Genomic DNA, 14397 nt, shown 5'->3' on the forward strand with positions numbered 1-14397 from the left:
TGTCGGCGAATTCATTCAGCCTCGGCGCTGCATTCTGCGGCAATTGTCTGGACCCGCTCGTCGTTCTGTATATCGATCGCGCCCGCCTGAAGTGGCGTGAACAGGGCCTGCGCCTGCAATTTCTCCAGCGTGCACTCGCAGAAGCTGCGGCAGAGAGCTTCGCCCTGCTGCATGACGCAGGAGGCGTTGCATTGCCTTAGGTAAGTCGCAACCGGATCAGGCGCCTGCGGTGGGACCACGAGGGAAAGCCCATAGGCGATACCGATCAATACCGGCTGGTGGATGAGGTAAAAGGCAAGGCTGTGGCGGCCAAGCCTTGCCGGCCACCAGGAACCGGTGCCGATGGCGGCAAGCCGGTGCAGCAGTCTGGTTCTGATGGCGATCGAGGCAATAGTTAAACCAGCGAAGAAGGGCGTTGCCCAGGGAAACAGCGGCACGTAGTCGTTGGATCGTTCCGGCATCACCGCAAGGCCGATCCAGGCGAGATATCGGGGATCGAAGAAGGACGAGCGAAGCAGGCCGGGTGGACCGAAATTATCGGTGATCCAGGCGGCAAAGAGCGCGAGCGTGGCGATAAGGGTGAAGGCAAGCGGCAGTCTCAAAAAAACAACGCCGATGAGGGTGAGCACCGCGATGCAATGCAGGATGCCGAAATAGATCCACTCGTCCGGCATCGCGATGCGCGTGGCGATCGAGATTGCCGCGGCTGCCGCGGCGATCATGCCGAAGCGCTTCCAGAAGGAGGGCCAGCGAATCTCGGGCTTGCTCGAGAGCACCAGGCTGATGCCGACGATGAAGAGAAAGGTCGTGGCGATCGCCCGGGCATAGATCTTCAGCCAGCCGGTCTCGGCCGTGCCCGGCGCGAGATAGCCCATGAACTCCATATCCCAGCTGAAATGGTAGCTCGCCATGGCGATCAGCGCGACGCCGCGCGCCGTATCCAATAGACCGATGCGCGGCGGTTTTGTCACCACATCGGTTTCCGTTGCCGGCAATGTCATCAAAGTCCCTCGGGCAAATCACGTCCGCCGCTTGACGGCTTGTCGCGGCGAATAGCAGAAAGGTTGAGATTTGATGGCGGGCCGGCATCCATGATCGCCAGTCGCGCCTCCGAGAAGAACTGCCGCCGCGCCAGCACGAAGATGACGATCGCCGTGGTCAGCATGAAGACATAAGGGTTGATGAACCAGCCGAGATAGCCGATCGACAGGAAGATCGCCCGGAGGCCCTCGTTGAAATTACTGCCGGCAATGACGTTCATGCGGATGACGCGTTCGGCGGCCCGCTCGGCGGCGATGACGTCGCGCTCAGTGTCGCGCATCATTGGGATCGAGCCGAATAGGATGGTGCAGTAGTTGAACAGCCGGTAGGACCAGCCGAATTTGAAGAAGGCGTAGCCGAAAAGCGCAGCCAGCCCGCCGACCTTCATCTCGAAAACGGCGTGGCCGCCATGAAAGACGAAAGGCAGGTCGGCGAAGACGGCGTCGACCTTCTCGGTCGCGCCGAGCAAGGCAAAGCAACTGCCGATCGCGAAGATCGAGGTGGATGCGAAGAAGGCGGTGCCGTTCTGCAAGCCGGCCATGATCTGCGTGTCGATCATCTTCAGGTCGCGGCGCAGCGAATTGTAGATCCATTCGCGGCGCCGTTCGGTCATCGCATGGGTCAGGCTGGTGCGTCCGAAGAAGGTGCGGCCGTGCAGCAGCCAGGAATAGCCCATCCAGACGCAGGCAAAGAAGGCCAGAGCGATATAATCCGCCGTCGTCATCAGTGATTCAGTCTCCGCATGAACGCGGCCACTATGCCGCAAGTCGGATTGTGCCGCATGGCCGAGTTCGGCGGCTATACGCGGGCTTTTGGCCATGCGGCACTTCGGCATAATCGAGCCGTCGGGAAACGACAAGGCTTAGTGGACAACCGACCGGCATCTTCCGGAGGGAGCGCGCTGAAATCCGTGTTATCAACGAGCTTGCGTGGCAACCGGCAGACGAGAGCGCACCGTGTTAATCGCTTGTAAAGTTGTGATGGCCAATTGTTCAGGACTGAACCTGAACAGCTGATTCAAAAGTGACCCATGAGCCGGCCGGATTACATCCCGAGTCTCGATGGCCTGCGCGGTGTCGCTGCGCTTCTGGTCGTTGGAGCCCATATTGGCTTTATCTTTCCAATCACAGCTCCGCATCTCGTGTCGATGGGCGACGAAGCTGTCGGTTTGTTTTTTGCTCTTAGCGGCTTCCTGATGGCTCATCTCTACGGCTCACGGCCGGTCACGAGAGAAAACGTGTTGGATTTTCTTGTGAGCCGCTTTGCCCGCATTTACCCGGTCTATCTGGCGGCCGTCGTTCTGGTAGCGATGCTGTCGAGCGTGCAAAATCTGGATTTTGTTCAGCCGATCGCGGGCGGCGCGGATTTTGTGCGCCATGTCATTCTTCTCGGCTCCAGTGGTGTTTTCTGGTCGATACCACCTGAGATCCAATTCTATCTGCTCTTTCCCGTTCTGTGGCTTTGCTTGGCCCAGCCGCAACGCTATAGCGGCATGATTGTGGGGCTCACCGTGGTCGTCGTCGTGGACGGCCTGGTTGAATTGCCAGGCCCCGGAATAATGCTCGTCTCCAAGCTCCCTTATTTTCTTTTCGGCGCACTTGCCGGAATGATGCATTCCTACTGGGGCAGCTGGATTCCATCGACCCTCACAGGAATTTCAACGCTTTTCCTTCTGGCGGTGTTTTTCACTTACAGGCATATCTTCCCGGGCTTTTCCCCTGAATTCTGGAGCCTGCAAAGCGCGGTGGCCGCAGCCGTCATCGTCGGGCTCGTCGCTCGACAACCCCCGATCGCTGCAGATGTCCTGGCAGCTGCACCAGTACGGTTTCTCGGGAAGATCAGCTTTTCACTTTACCTTTTCCATGTCCCCATAATGTTCCTGGCGCGTCTGACTTTTGATGGCTTGATGCCCGAACCGGCGCTCATCGTGGCGACGCTTTTCGTAGCGGTAGCCGGGGCATGGTTCATCCACGAGACGATCGAGGCTCCCGGTCGTCGGCTGCTGGTCAGGCTATGGCAGAATAATCGCACGCGCATGGTTCCGCACGAAACTCCGGCTGATCAAATGGATCGCGCGATCGTCAACCTGCAAGAGATCGAAAAGCGCCTGCTGCACGGCGCTATGCCCGAAACCCAGGATGGGGCCGACGGCACGGTCATTCAGGATAGTCGCGACGAGAAGCTTCGCGCATAGTGCTCAGTTGAGCTCTTGGGCGAGTCCGATGAGAAGCCCTCCAAGCCCGCGGATGTAGCAGAGCCGATACGCGTCCTTGTACTGCACGACTTCGCCCACGAGTTGCGCGCCGCGCCTGCGGAGCCTTTCAAGCGTCTCGTCGATATCATCGACCGTGAACATGACGCGAAGGTAGCCCAGAGCGTTCACCGGGGCATTGCGGTGATCCGCGACAGTGGGTGGCGTGAGGAAGCGGGAGAGTTCGAGCCGGCTGTGACCGTCCGGCGTGCGCATCATGGCAATCTCGACGCGCTGATCGCCCAGTCCAGTGACACGTCCGGCCCATTCTCCTTCGATCGTGGTCCGCCCTTCGAGCTCGAGACCGAGCTCGCCAAAGAAATCAATCGCCTCTCCGAGGTGGTCGACGACGATTCCTACGTTGTCCATCCGTTTGAGCGCCATGCGTTCAATTTACAATGTGTCGTCTCGTCTAACAACGGACAAGTTGTGCAAACCTTCCCATTTGAAATGCTATAGTGACTGACAAGGCGGACCGCTTGGTTTGGCGCATAACCCCGAAAATCGGATTCGATTTTCGGAAAGGATTATGCGCAAACTCAAAGTGCTGGAGCGTCCCATTGGACGCGGGACGCTCTCGTGTGCACCGAATGTCGCACCGGCTCCATGCGATGTCGGTGTGCCGCGCGGATTTTAAACCGGCCCCGCTTATGCTTGCATCCTTGTATTCAGAAGGCGCACCCATGTTTCTCTCGGTATTCGATGTCTTCAAGATCGGTGTCGGGCCGTCGAGTTCGCACACGATGGGTCCGATGTCGGCGGCCAACCGGTTTCTCGACCTGATCCTGTCGAGTGAATGGCCGCGCCCGTCGTCGGGCGCACAGGTCGCAGCCATCAAGGTCAGCCTGCACGGCTCGCTCGCCCATACCGGTATCGGCCACGGCACGGGCAGGGCGGTCATTCTCGGGCTGATGGGCGAGGCGCCCGACAGCGTCGATCCTGACAAAATGGACGGCATCATCGATACTGTGGAGCGCACCGGCCGCATCACGCCGGCGGGCCATCCCGCCTATCAGTTCCAGCCGAAGACCGACCTGATCTTCGACAAGAAACAGCCGTTGCCCGGCCACGCCAACGGCATGATCTTCTCGGCCTATGACAGGGATAGCCGGCTGCTCCTCAAGCGCATCTATTATTCGGTCGGCGGCGGCTTCGTCGTCACCGACACCGAGCTCGAACAGATGCGGGCGAAGAAGAACGCGGCCGGCGGAACGCGCGTCCCCTATCCCTTCGCCACCGCCAAGCAGATGCTTGAGATGGCGGAGCGCTCCGGACTGTCGATCGCGCAGATGAAGCGGGCGAACGAAGAAAGCCAGCGTAGCCGCGAGGAGCTCGATCAGGGCCTCGACCGCATCTGGGAAGCGATGCGCTCCTGCATCGAGCGCGGCCTCAAGGTCGAGGGCATCATGCCCGGCGGCCTCAACGTCAAGCGTCGCGCCCGCCGGATTCACGACAAGCTCGAGGAGGAGTGGCGCAGCAACCGCGTCAACCCGCTGCTCGCTAACGACTGGCTCAGCGTCTATGCGATGGCCGTCAACGAGGAGAATGCAGCCGGCGGGCGCGTCGTCACGGCGCCGACCAACGGGGCGGCCGGTGTCATTCCGGCGACGATCCGCTATTACGAACATTTCCACGAGGACTGGGATCAGGACGGTATTCGCGACTACCTGCTGACGGCGGCTGCCATCGGCGGCATCATCAAGCACAATGCGTCGATTTCTGGCGCCGAGGTCGGCTGTCAGGGCGAGGTCGGGTCGGCGGCGGCGATGGCGGCCGCGGGCCTTGCCGCGGTCATGGGCGGTACGCCGGAGCAGATCGAGAATGCCGCCGAGATCGCGCTCGAACACCATCTCGGCATGACCTGCGATCCGATCGCGGGCCTGGTGCAGGTTCCCTGTATCGAGCGCAACGCGCTCGGCGCGGTCAAGGCGGTCACCGCGGCATCACTTGCCGTCAAGGGCGACGGCCAGCATTTCGTGCCGCTCGATGCCTGTATCGAGACGATGCGCCAGACCGGCCACGACATGAGCGAGAAATACAAGGAAACATCGACCGGGGGACTCGCCGTCAATGTCGTCGAATGCTGAGTTTGTGGACGCTGGAAGCTTGCTCTTGACGCTCGCTGCCAAAAGGATTTCAACGGCAGCATGGCATTGCATCTCATCAAACTCTGTGTCGGCGCCGACTCGATAGACGATCTGCGCGAATGGGTGGCGGAACGCGCGCTGCGCGCCATTGCCGCCGGCCTCGAGCCGCATTCGGTGCATACGACGCGCATGGTGCCGAAACGCATGGAGGAGCTGCTTGACGGCGGTTCGCTCTATTGGGTGATCAAGGGGCAGGTGCAGGCACGGCAGAAGCTGCTCGGCATCGAGACCTTCACGGACGGCGAGGGGATTTCGCGCTGCCGCCTGGTGCTCGGCCCGGAGGTCATCGAGACGGCGGTGCAGCCGAAGCGTCCCTTCCAGGGCTGGCGTTATTACACTGAGGACGACGTGCCGCGCGACCTGACAAGCCTTGGCGCCGGCATTGCCGAAATGCCCGCGGATCTTCGCCGCGAGCTTACGGAACTTGGCCTGCTGTAAGCCCGTAAATCAGAAACAATTTCCGAACGATTTATGCGTGTGGCAGCCGTCCGATCGGAGACGCTGCCGCTCTCCGCAGTTCAGCGCAGGCGCAACTGCACCGGCGCGCTGCCGTCCGGCGAGGTCACATGCAGGTGGATCCGGGCTTCGGGCTGGGAATAGCGCCAGGCGCGCGCGCCATGGCAAAGCAGCAGATTAATGAGATCCCGGGTCTTCGGAGATTTCGCCTTCGGCCGCTGCAGGCCGATCTCGGCCAGGCGCAAAGCCGCCTCGTGCAGCGGATGCAGAGATGAGCGCCCTTTGGTCGCCGTGCGGCGGTCTGAAGGCACTCCCGGAAAATTCTCATTGATCGCCATTGTTTTCCCCGTACGCAATACTGATCGAGTTCAAGAATTGTGGCCGGAAACGCAAACACCGATTCCGGCCGTTACCGATGCCGCCGGCCATCTTGCAGGCAGCATCGAATAGCTCATTGGGCAGCCGCCCAGCACTTGATGCCGGCCTTCTTCAAGGCCTTGCAGGCGTTGACCGCATCGCGCTGGTCGTCGAAGCCACCAAAGCGGGCACGGTAAAGCTGGTCACCTCCAGCGGCGTAGGCGACTGCGAAAGGCTTTGCCGAGGCCAGTGCCTTGCCGCCCTTGCTCTTGGCGCTTTCCAGAAGGTCCATGGCCATCTGCCGGCTCGGCGAGACGCCGACCTGCACGACCCAGCCGGTCGGGCCGTTGCTGATTGAAGCAGCACGAGTCGGGGAGGGAGTGGTCGAAGCGGTCGTGACGTTATCGACAGCGGTATCGCCCTGTTCCGGCGCCATGGAGGCGGGCGCCGGCGTCGGTACCGTGACCGAGGCCTGCTGCTTGAAGGTCATGGTCTTGACCTTGGTCGGCGCCGGCATCGGCTGTGCTACCAGCGGATTGTCGGATTTCGACTGAGCGGTCTCGGCATAAGCGACTTCGGTCTCGGCGACCTGATAGCGGGCATCCGGCATCGGCCCCTTATGCGGCAGGCTGAGATCGGCAGCGGTGGCAGAGACCGGCGGCTGCGCTGCGGTGATCGTCTTTGCGACCTGCTGTTGGGCCATTTGCGGCTGAGCTTTCTGCTGGGCCTTCTGCGGCTGGACCGGAGCAGGTGTTTCGATCATCGCCGGGGCAGGGGCTGCCTGGGCGATCAGCGCCGACGATCCACCGCGGCTCGATGCCTTCGGCAGGTAGGTGGCGATCAGATTGCGCATCTGGGCATCGCGGGCAGGCGTCGAGGCGCCGCCGAGCACAACACCGACGATCGATTTGCCGTCGACCTGCACCGAGCTCACCAGGTTGAAGCCGGCAGCGCGGGTGTAACCGGTCTTGATGCCGTCGACACCGCGCACCGAACCGACGAGGCGGTTGTGGCTGCGAATCGTGCGGCTGCCGAACTTGAAGGCGCGGGTGGAGAAATAGCCGTAATATTGCGGGAAATGCTGACGAAGGGCGATGCCGAGGCGGGCCTGATCGCGGGCTGTCGTCATCTGCGCCGTATTCGGCAGGCCGTTGGCGTTGCGATAGGTGGTGCGGGTCATGCCGAGCGCATGTGCCTTGGCGGTCATCAGTTGGGCGAAGCGATCCTCACTGCCGCCGCCTAGCATTTCGCCGAGTGCGGTTGCTGCATCATTGGCCGACAGGGTGACGAGGCCGAGAATGCCCTGCTCGACGGTGATCGTGCCGCCGGCGCGCACGCCGAGCTTGGTCGGCGCCTGGGCTGCCGCATGGGCGGAGAAGGGAACCGGTGTATCGAGACGGATGCGACCCTGCTCCAGCGCCTCGAAGGTCATGTAGAGGGTCATCATCTTGGTCAGGGAGGCAGGGTATTGCAGCCGGTCGGCATTCTCGCTGTAGAGAACGTTGCCGGTCTTGGCGTCGACGACGATGCCCGCATATTTCGGGTTCGCCGCTTCCGCGTCGGCATTCACCGAATCGACCAGGACGATCGTGACAGCCACCGAAAGGATCGCCAGCAGCTTTGCGAAAAAGCTGCCGGATCGGGACGATGATACGGAGGAGACTGACCTTGACACTATTCCACTCTTCGCTTGCATTTTCAGATATTTGGCATTTCGGATATTGGGGCAGGAACCGCACACCTCCCGCCGCACAGCTCGTCTTTCAAAATTACCGGTTGGGCGTTACCAATCCGTTTATGATGAATCGTTTATTTCGCTGTCCGGGGGGCATTTTAGGGACCTGTCGCAGAACGGTTCACAAGACGCGCGTCCACAAAGGTGCGGATAGCGGCATCAATATGTTCCCACTCGTCGAGATGGCTGCTCGAGAAACGGTAGAGAACGCTGAGATCCCTGCCGACCTTGATATCGCGCTGACAATCTCCGCTCGCCGCCTTGTCCGGGGCTGAAGGTAAAATGCAGCGCACGACGTAGTCCGGCCTGCCCTTGAGGGGCGCCGTCAGCAACACTTCGTCACCGTAACCGGCATCGGCGCGAAGACGATGCAGCGTCAGTCCGTCGCGGAAAGGCTCGGCCGGTCCTTCGAGCAGATGCGAATAGATCGGCTCCAGCCGCCCCGACATGTCGCGCGACATGGTGCTCTGTGTCATCTGCAGGAAGATCAGGCCGGAGGATTGAGCGACATCGTCGAATCGAAGGTGATTTTCCTTGCCGTAACCCTGCATTTCGGGCCAGGCGAGGTAGAGATCGACGCGCTCGGCAGCGCCCTCATGCCTTTGACTGGGGAAGCGGATGGCATTTTCCGGGAATTTGACGGTGTCGCGGCCGATGGCCAGCATGATTTCAGCCGTGCTGTCGGTGTTGCCGGCGAGCGAGATATGCCTGCCGAACCAACGGCCGCCGATGCTGATGGCAATAGTCAGGGCCGCCAGAATGGCGATCACCGCCATCGTGCGGAAGAGAAACCCCATGGAAAGAAGCGGTTGCTCGTCGGTTGCGCTGTGCGCGGCATGGCTCATGGTGGTTCTTCGCGTTTCGGTCCGCCCCAGGAAGAACATGAGCCGCCGGTACCGATGATGAATCTCATCGGTATGATCGGATCGGTATGGTTAACAATTTGCTAAGGGGCTGAAGGCAAGCCTTAAAAAAGGGGCGAGCCGTTCCCGGGACAGCGGGAACGGCTCTTGGGCGCCGGTCGGGGACGGGATGCGGGGACTGACCGGGCCGCAGACTGCAGCCGACATGGCCGGCAGGCTTGTTCCTACTTGACGCTACCGACCGCGACAGCGCGGCCGTCCTGAAGCTTCGACCAGCGGGCCGGATCGTCGGCGGACTGGCGCTTCAGATAGGTGTATTCGGTATCCGACCACAGCAGCACCTTGTTGCGCATGTTGTCGAGGATGAAGTCGCCGTGATCGGTGCGGACCGTCAGCACGGCATGGCCTTCGCCATTCGGCTGGAGCACGACTGTTATCAGCGTATCGGACGGCGAGAAGCCGTCGTCGATCAGCATCTTGCGCTTCAGCAGCGCATAGTCCTCGCAGTCGCCGACGGTGGTTGGATAGGCCCAACGCTCTTCGACACCGTAGATCTGCTCATCCGTCATCGGCTGGATCGTCGAATTGACGGCGTAGTTGACCTTGAGAATTTCCTTCCAGCGATCCTCGGTGAGGATGGCCGGTCCGGCATCGCCGCCGACTTCGACACATTCCTTTGGATTCGCCTTGCAGAATTCATAGTGTCCGATCGGCGGGCTGGCATTGCCCGCCAGGGCCATGCTGGCGGGCATCGCCTGTCCCGAACCCGCCATTGCCATGGTGATGGCACCGGCCAGAAGGCCGCCTTTCAGGATATTTGCAGTTGTCATTGCCGTCTCCCCGTAAGTTAGGGTGACAATGGCACAGACGTTTTTACCTCTCGCAAAATTACGCAATAGAATTAAAGGCTTAGTTGATTCAAATGCCGATAAAACTTGGCTAAAAACAGATTCGAATGCGCATAAAATTCGAAGCGGATTTGTCGCGAAATCGATTAAAATTGTAATTCACGCAACAAGGCTTTCACCCGCCAAGAGGTTGCGTTGCCGTCCTCATGTTAAGGGTTTTCGTTGAGCCGGATAATTTTCGGTGGCCGGCTGGCGATCTCAGGCGGGGTGCGACCGGCCGGAAAGGTCGCCGGAATGGACCGATTCGGTCGGTTCAAAAGCGGAATATCGCTCAGACCCCTGATGCCGGCGGGAAAATTATTTTTGCTGGATATCGCGAAATCGATCGGTCGCTGCGACGATCGCCGCGCTCATGTCCGGATTTGCGATGGAATGGGCAGCACGCGGAAGGACGCTGAGCTCGCTTTGCGGCCAGGCGCGGGCGAGTTCCCAGGCAGTGACGAGCGGCGCCTCGATGTCGAACCTTCCCTGCAGCAGGATACCGGGAATGCCGGCAAGCCGCGTGGCGTTCTTCAGCAGTTCGCCATCCTCCAGCCATGCGCCATAGCTGAAGTAATGAGTGATGATGCGGGCGCGCGTCAGCAGATAGGCGGGATCAGCCCAGCGGCGCGGCAGGCCTTGGGGATCAGCAAGCAGGATCGAGGCCGCTTCCCAATCATGCCAGTCGCGCGCCGCCTTGAGGCGGGTCTCCGGGTCCGGATCGTTGAGGAGACGATGATAGGCGGCAACCATGTCTTCCTCTCGACCCGGCACCCCTGGGGGAATGGCCTGACGGAAACGGTGCCATTCTTCCGGAAAGAGCGGCGCCATGCCGCGAGAGAGCCAGTCGATTTCCGAACGGCGGGTGGTGGTCACGCCTGACAGGACGATCGTTGCGACCCGCTCCGGATGGGTTTCGGCATAGGCGAGCGCCAGCGTCGAACCCCAGGAATTGCCGAAAAGCAGCCAGGTGTCGATGCCGAGACAGGCGCGCAGCCGCTCGATGTCGGCCACGAGATGCCAGGTGGTGTTAAGGGAGAGATCGGTTTCGGGATCGGCAGCACTCGGCAGGCTGCGGCCGCAATTGCGCTGATCGAACAGAATGATTCGGTAGGCACCGGGATCGAAATAGCGCCGCGCCGTGGTCGAACAGCCGGAGCCCGGTCCGCCATGCAGCACCAGCGCCGGCTGGCCCGCCGGATTGCCGCAAGCCTCCCAGTAGATCAGATTGCCGTCACCCGTATCGAGCAGACCATGATCATAGGGTTCGATTTCCGAATAGAGAGCTGACATCGGTGCCCCTGCGGTCGAAGCCGACCTTATCCATCATATCGCTGACAAAGGGAAGATGGGCGAGGGCGGGGCATTGCCGGACGCAAATTACTGCACAATCCTGGGCGACCTCATCGGGCGCCGATCGGTGTCGCCGCTTGTTCCACTCATAATATTATCTACCGACTGGATGGAACGACTTGCGACAGGAATAGGCGCTTGCCTTCCAAAGCCGGATTTGTTGCCACTTGCAAAGCTCTTGCCATGAAGTGAAGGCTTTTCAACACGACCTGACCGGGTGCGCACCGGATCCGGCAATCGCGTTCGATGGAAGCCCGTCAAGAATTGCACCCGCCACAGAACCCTCGGCAGGGCAGCCTCATTTTCAGCCATTGTTACAGGAATTCGCGCAGCGTCTCGCGGGACTGGATCGACAGGAATTCGATCGCCACGCCTTCGACGAAATGACGCACAACGCGGCCACGCATGTTGCCGAGGCGCACCGCCGTCCCGATCGAGGGACGCATCTCGACGTCGACGGCAGCACCCGACAGCGAAAGGTCCATGATGCGGCAGGAATAACGCGTGCCGTCTTCGAGCGTCAGCTCGGTCTTCGTGTCGCGCGGCGTCAGGCGGTCGTGGCGGCGATCTTCCGGCAGGCCGAGTTCATGTTTGTTGGCGAGCCAGGTGAGCTGGGCCGCGAGCTTCTCGCGCTTCCGGTCGGTGGCGTTGATCGACATGGTGAAGCCGCGGCCATCGAGCGTCTGGACATAACCTTCGACGCGTCCGAGATGATCGATATACGCGACGACGCGTTCGTTGGCGCGCGGCCGCCCGGAGCAGGTGACATACATGTCGCCGGGCGACATGTCGATCACCATGCATTCGAACTCCTCGTAGTTCGCAAGCATCAGCCGACCCTGCATGTTGATGGGCACACGCTGAAAAACGCCCTGTTCAGGGCGCGGCGCAGGTCGTTGCGTCTGAGCTGGCTGGAACGAGTGCATCAAAGGGCTTCTTCATCAAATCTGAGAGTCCGATCATTACCCGCAATCCATTAACAGAAGGTTGTTCCGTCTCGTCCCGACATAGCCGAAAACGAGTATGCCCGATGTCCCGAAACGAAACCCTCAGCGCGCCTCCGCACTCATCAGCAGCTGCGACACCATGCGGCGCATGACCTGTCCGAAACGGGCGCTTCTGCCGGCGACAATCTCGTTGATGGGGCGCAGTTCGACGGGTGCTGCCTTGCCGAACTTTCCGGGCAGCAGACGGCTGCGGTCGAGCGCCAGGAATTCGAGCGGTACGATCTCCAGCCAGCTCGCAGCCGCAGTCGGGGCAATGGCGCCGAGCAACCGATCACAGGCGCCGTTCGGTGAGCGCAGCGGCATCATGATAATCTCGAAGGAGGCCTGATGGCCGACGGTGCTGTAGCCGGTGGCATTGAACAGGGCGGGCATGGCATGGTCCATGACGCCCATCGCCGTGCGTTCGATATCGGCGTGCTGGCCATGGGCCCAGAGCGATGAAAAACGTTCGCCGCGCAGATCATGGCCAAAGAGATCGCAGATGCGGGTGCCGGCGAGCCGGAAACCAATATCTCCGCCCTCGCGCGCCTCCAGGATGAAGAGACTTTGCAGCAGATGCGGGACGGCGGAGGGTTCGACCTCTGATTTCAGCGGCGCATCGGCAGTGCCGCGGATACGGTTCCAGTAGTCAAAAATTTCGATGGTCGTTTGCACACGCATTTCACACCAACCTGTCCCATTCCGGATCATTTTCGGGCACTCATTGCCCCTACAGGCTCTACCTTGCGGATTTCATGCCAAACCGCGGCGGTTAAGGTTAAGAAAGGGTTTCGGTTGAGGTGCTGCGCCAGTCGTGCCACTGTCCCGCATCGCTTCGACTTTCGAAGTTCAGCACAACCTGCCCGGGCCGAGGTCTTTTCCTCGAACTCCCGACACGCCGTCCGGCACTTCGGACGGCTTTTTTTTTGACAGTCGCTCCTGTATGGCTGTGGCCTCAACGAGGCGATACGCAGATGAATGAGCAGACGGCCGAGCCGAACGAGGCGCCCGAACCTTCCAAGGTCCAGCCGCCGGCACGGCCAGCGCGCGAACCGGTCTTCAACCTTCCGCCGGCACTGTTCTTCAGCCTTTGCCTGCTGGCCGCCATCTACGCGGTGCAGGAGCTCTTGCTCTCCGACGATGCGCTGAACTGGCTGTTCTTCACCTTCGGCTTCGTTCCCGCCCGCTATGTGATTCCGCTGTCGCAGCAGGGGCCGGAGCTGTTCTGGACGCCAGTCACCTATTCGCTGCTGCACGGCAGCGTTCAGCATATCGTCTTCAACGCGTTCTGGCTGATGGCCTTCGGCGCGCCGGTGGTGCGCCGTATCGGGACGCTGCGTTTCGTACTCTTCTGGCTCTTTTCCTCCGTCGCATCCGCTGCCCTGCACGCGGTCCTGAACTGGGGCGACGTGTCGCTTTTGATCGGCGCGTCAGGGGTAATCTCCGGGCTGATGGGCGCTGCCTGCCGATTCGCCTTTCCAGCCGAACGACGGCCGATGCTGCCGGCACATCTCAATGCCCGGCTTTCCATCTTCGAGGCGCTGAAGAGCCGCACCGTCATCATCTTCATGCTGCTCTGGCTTGTCGGCAACGCCCTGATCGCCGTCGGAATCCCGCTCGTCGGCGACAGCGATCAGGCGATTGCCTGGGACGCGCATATTGGCGGCTTCGTCTTCGGCTTCTTCCTGTTTTCGCTGTTCGACCGGGCGCCGCGCCCGCCTGTGATGGAACCTGCGGGCACCGAGAAGGATGTGTTGCAATCCTGAGCCGGGCAGTGCACGATTGCCTTATCCGCGCTGGGGGGAGAAACCGCCGCGGATGCCTGTGACAAGTGTTTCACGGACATAGGAGGTTCGAATGACCAGTTCAGTCAAAGCAATCCTCGACCTGAAGGGCAGGGACGTCGTCACTGCCGGGCCGAACACCACCGTCGCCGAGGCGGCGGCCATCCTCAGCAAGAAGAAGATCGGCGCGATCGTCGTCGTCGGCATGGAAAACCGGATTTCGGGCATGTTCACCGAGCGCGATCTCGTGCATGCGATCGCCAAGCACGGCAAGGAAGGCCTCGATCACTCGCTCGCCCAGGTCATGACCGCAAAGGTCTACCGCTGCCATGAAGAGACGACCGTCAACGAGCTGATGGAGCTGATGACCAGCCGCCGTTTCCGTCACGTGCCGGTGGAAAGCAACGGCAAGCTTGCCGGCATCATCTCTATCGGCGACGTGGTGAAATCGCGCATCGCCGAAGTCGAGCGTGAGGCCGAGGAAATCAAGGCCTATATCGCCGGCTGAGGTTTTTGCCGGCCGTGCCTGATTGATGT

At 61.0% G+C, this 14397-nt stretch carries 15 protein-coding genes; 5 read left to right on the top strand and 10 right to left on the bottom strand.

What is annotated here, in order from left to right:
• Nucleotides 1-11: 11 nt before the first annotated feature.
• Nucleotides 12-1001, bottom strand: a complete 990-nt coding sequence (locus FHX10_RS06555) for a heparan-alpha-glucosaminide N-acetyltransferase (RefSeq protein WP_184389171.1) — start codon at nt 999-1001, stop codon at nt 12-14.
• Complete coding sequence (locus FHX10_RS06560; RefSeq protein ID WP_063473974.1) at nt 1001-1765, bottom strand: DUF599 domain-containing protein; 765 nt, start codon at nt 1763-1765, stop codon at nt 1001-1003. The genes FHX10_RS06555 and FHX10_RS06560 overlap by 1 nt, the downstream gene beginning before the upstream one ends.
• Before the next feature lie 306 nt (nt 1766-2071).
• Here FHX10_RS06560 and FHX10_RS06565 point away from each other — a divergent pair, with 306 nt between their 5' ends.
• The gene (locus FHX10_RS06565) at nt 2072-3235 is read left to right on the top strand and encodes an acyltransferase family protein (protein WP_183905115.1); all 1164 of its coding nucleotides are present in this window, start codon (nt 2072-2074) and stop codon (nt 3233-3235) included.
• A 3-nt stretch (nt 3236-3238) separates the two neighbouring features.
• Here FHX10_RS06565 and FHX10_RS06570 read toward each other — a convergent pair whose 3' ends face one another.
• On the bottom strand, nt 3239-3676 hold the full coding sequence (locus tag FHX10_RS06570; RefSeq protein ID WP_183845438.1) for a VOC family protein: 438 nt from the start codon (nt 3674-3676) through the stop codon (nt 3239-3241).
• 299 nt (nt 3677-3975) lie between these two features.
• On the opposite strand from FHX10_RS06570, the gene FHX10_RS06575 reads away from it, so the two are divergent.
• Together FHX10_RS06575 and FHX10_RS06580 are read left to right on the top strand one after the other, a co-directional pair.
• Complete coding sequence (locus FHX10_RS06575) at nt 3976-5379, top strand: L-serine ammonia-lyase (protein ID WP_097623412.1); 1404 nt, start codon at nt 3976-3978, stop codon at nt 5377-5379.
• Nucleotides 5380-5439: 60 nt separating this feature from the next.
• On the top strand, nt 5440-5877 hold the full coding sequence (locus tag FHX10_RS06580; protein WP_047615304.1) for a DUF1489 family protein: 438 nt from the start codon (nt 5440-5442) through the stop codon (nt 5875-5877).
• 80 nt (nt 5878-5957) lie between these two features.
• Here FHX10_RS06580 and FHX10_RS06585 read toward each other — a convergent pair whose 3' ends face one another.
• The 7 genes from FHX10_RS06585 to FHX10_RS06615 form a co-directional block, all read right to left on the bottom strand.
• The gene (locus FHX10_RS06585; RefSeq protein ID WP_047615302.1) at nt 5958-6233 is read right to left on the bottom strand and encodes a hypothetical protein; all 276 of its coding nucleotides are present in this window, start codon (nt 6231-6233) and stop codon (nt 5958-5960) included.
• Nucleotides 6234-6346: 113 nt separating this feature from the next.
• Nucleotides 6347-7948 (bottom strand): D-alanyl-D-alanine carboxypeptidase, encoded by a 1602-nt coding sequence (locus tag FHX10_RS06590; RefSeq protein WP_097623413.1) that lies wholly within the window; start codon nt 7946-7948, stop codon nt 6347-6349.
• A 137-nt stretch (nt 7949-8085) separates the two neighbouring features.
• Complete coding sequence (locus FHX10_RS06595; RefSeq protein WP_184389173.1) at nt 8086-8871, bottom strand: hypothetical protein; 786 nt, start codon at nt 8869-8871, stop codon at nt 8086-8088.
• Between the two features lie 203 nt (nt 8872-9074).
• Entirely contained in the window at nt 9075-9680 is a 606-nt protein-coding gene (locus tag FHX10_RS06600) for a transglutaminase-like cysteine peptidase (protein WP_047615296.1), read from the bottom strand.
• A 375-nt stretch (nt 9681-10055) separates the two neighbouring features.
• Complete coding sequence (gene pip / locus FHX10_RS06605) at nt 10056-11030, bottom strand: prolyl aminopeptidase (protein WP_097623415.1); 975 nt, start codon at nt 11028-11030, stop codon at nt 10056-10058.
• 374 nt (nt 11031-11404) lie between these two features.
• On the bottom strand, nt 11405-12016 hold the full coding sequence (locus FHX10_RS06610; RefSeq protein WP_047615292.1) for a PilZ domain-containing protein: 612 nt from the start codon (nt 12014-12016) through the stop codon (nt 11405-11407).
• Nucleotides 12017-12139: 123 nt separating this feature from the next.
• Nucleotides 12140-12787: a PAS domain-containing protein gene (locus FHX10_RS06615; protein ID WP_176707337.1), complete on the bottom strand. Its 648-nt coding sequence runs from the start codon at nt 12785-12787 to the stop codon at nt 12140-12142.
• 263 nt (nt 12788-13050) lie between these two features.
• Here FHX10_RS06615 and FHX10_RS06620 point away from each other — a divergent pair, with 263 nt between their 5' ends.
• A complete protein-coding gene (locus tag FHX10_RS06620) occupies nt 13051-13842 on the top strand; it encodes a rhomboid family intramembrane serine protease (RefSeq protein ID WP_097623416.1) in 792 nt (263 codons plus the stop codon).
• 91 nt (nt 13843-13933) lie between these two features.
• Entirely contained in the window at nt 13934-14368 is a 435-nt protein-coding gene (locus FHX10_RS06625; protein ID WP_011652090.1) for a CBS domain-containing protein, read from the top strand.
• The last annotated feature ends 29 nt before the right edge of the window (nt 14369-14397 follow it).

The sequence above is a fragment of the Rhizobium sp. BK591 genome (assembly GCF_014195045.1).
Classification (GTDB): domain Bacteria; phylum Pseudomonadota; class Alphaproteobacteria; order Rhizobiales; family Rhizobiaceae; genus Rhizobium; species Rhizobium anhuiense.

What these genes read in the sequence shown, in the direction of transcription:
- FHX10_RS06555 (WP_184389171.1), bottom strand. Translation starts at nt 1,001, where the DNA reads ATGACATTGCCGGCAACGGAAACCGATGTGGTGACAAAACCGCCGCGC.
- FHX10_RS06600 (WP_047615296.1), bottom strand. Translation starts at nt 9,680, where the DNA reads ATGACAACTGCAAATATCCTGAAAGGCGGCCTTCTGGCCGGTGCCATC.
- FHX10_RS06570 (WP_183845438.1), bottom strand. Translation starts at nt 3,676, where the DNA reads ATGGCGCTCAAACGGATGGACAACGTAGGAATCGTCGTCGACCACCTC.
- FHX10_RS06575 (WP_097623412.1), top strand. Translation starts at nt 3,976, where the DNA reads ATGTTTCTCTCGGTATTCGATGTCTTCAAGATCGGTGTCGGGCCGTCG.
- FHX10_RS06580 (WP_047615304.1), top strand. Translation starts at nt 5,440, where the DNA reads ATGGCATTGCATCTCATCAAACTCTGTGTCGGCGCCGACTCGATAGAC.
- FHX10_RS06595 (WP_184389173.1), bottom strand. Translation starts at nt 8,871, where the DNA reads ATGTTCTTCCTGGGGCGGACCGAAACGCGAAGAACCACCATGAGCCAT.
- pip (WP_097623415.1), bottom strand. Translation starts at nt 11,030, where the DNA reads ATGTCAGCTCTCTATTCGGAAATCGAACCCTATGATCATGGTCTGCTC.
- FHX10_RS06590 (WP_097623413.1), bottom strand. Translation starts at nt 7,948, where the DNA reads ATGCAAGCGAAGAGTGGAATAGTGTCAAGGTCAGTCTCCTCCGTATCA.
- FHX10_RS06585 (WP_047615302.1), bottom strand. Translation starts at nt 6,233, where the DNA reads ATGGCGATCAATGAGAATTTTCCGGGAGTGCCTTCAGACCGCCGCACG.
- FHX10_RS06560 (WP_063473974.1), bottom strand. Translation starts at nt 1,765, where the DNA reads ATGACGACGGCGGATTATATCGCTCTGGCCTTCTTTGCCTGCGTCTGG.
- FHX10_RS06620 (WP_097623416.1), top strand. Translation starts at nt 13,051, where the DNA reads ATGAATGAGCAGACGGCCGAGCCGAACGAGGCGCCCGAACCTTCCAAG.
- FHX10_RS06625 (WP_011652090.1), top strand. Translation starts at nt 13,934, where the DNA reads ATGACCAGTTCAGTCAAAGCAATCCTCGACCTGAAGGGCAGGGACGTC.
- FHX10_RS06615 (WP_176707337.1), bottom strand. Translation starts at nt 12,787, where the DNA reads ATGATCCGGAATGGGACAGGTTGGTGTGAAATGCGTGTGCAAACGACC.
- FHX10_RS06565 (WP_183905115.1), top strand. Translation starts at nt 2,072, where the DNA reads ATGAGCCGGCCGGATTACATCCCGAGTCTCGATGGCCTGCGCGGTGTC.
- FHX10_RS06610 (WP_047615292.1), bottom strand. Translation starts at nt 12,016, where the DNA reads ATGCACTCGTTCCAGCCAGCTCAGACGCAACGACCTGCGCCGCGCCCT.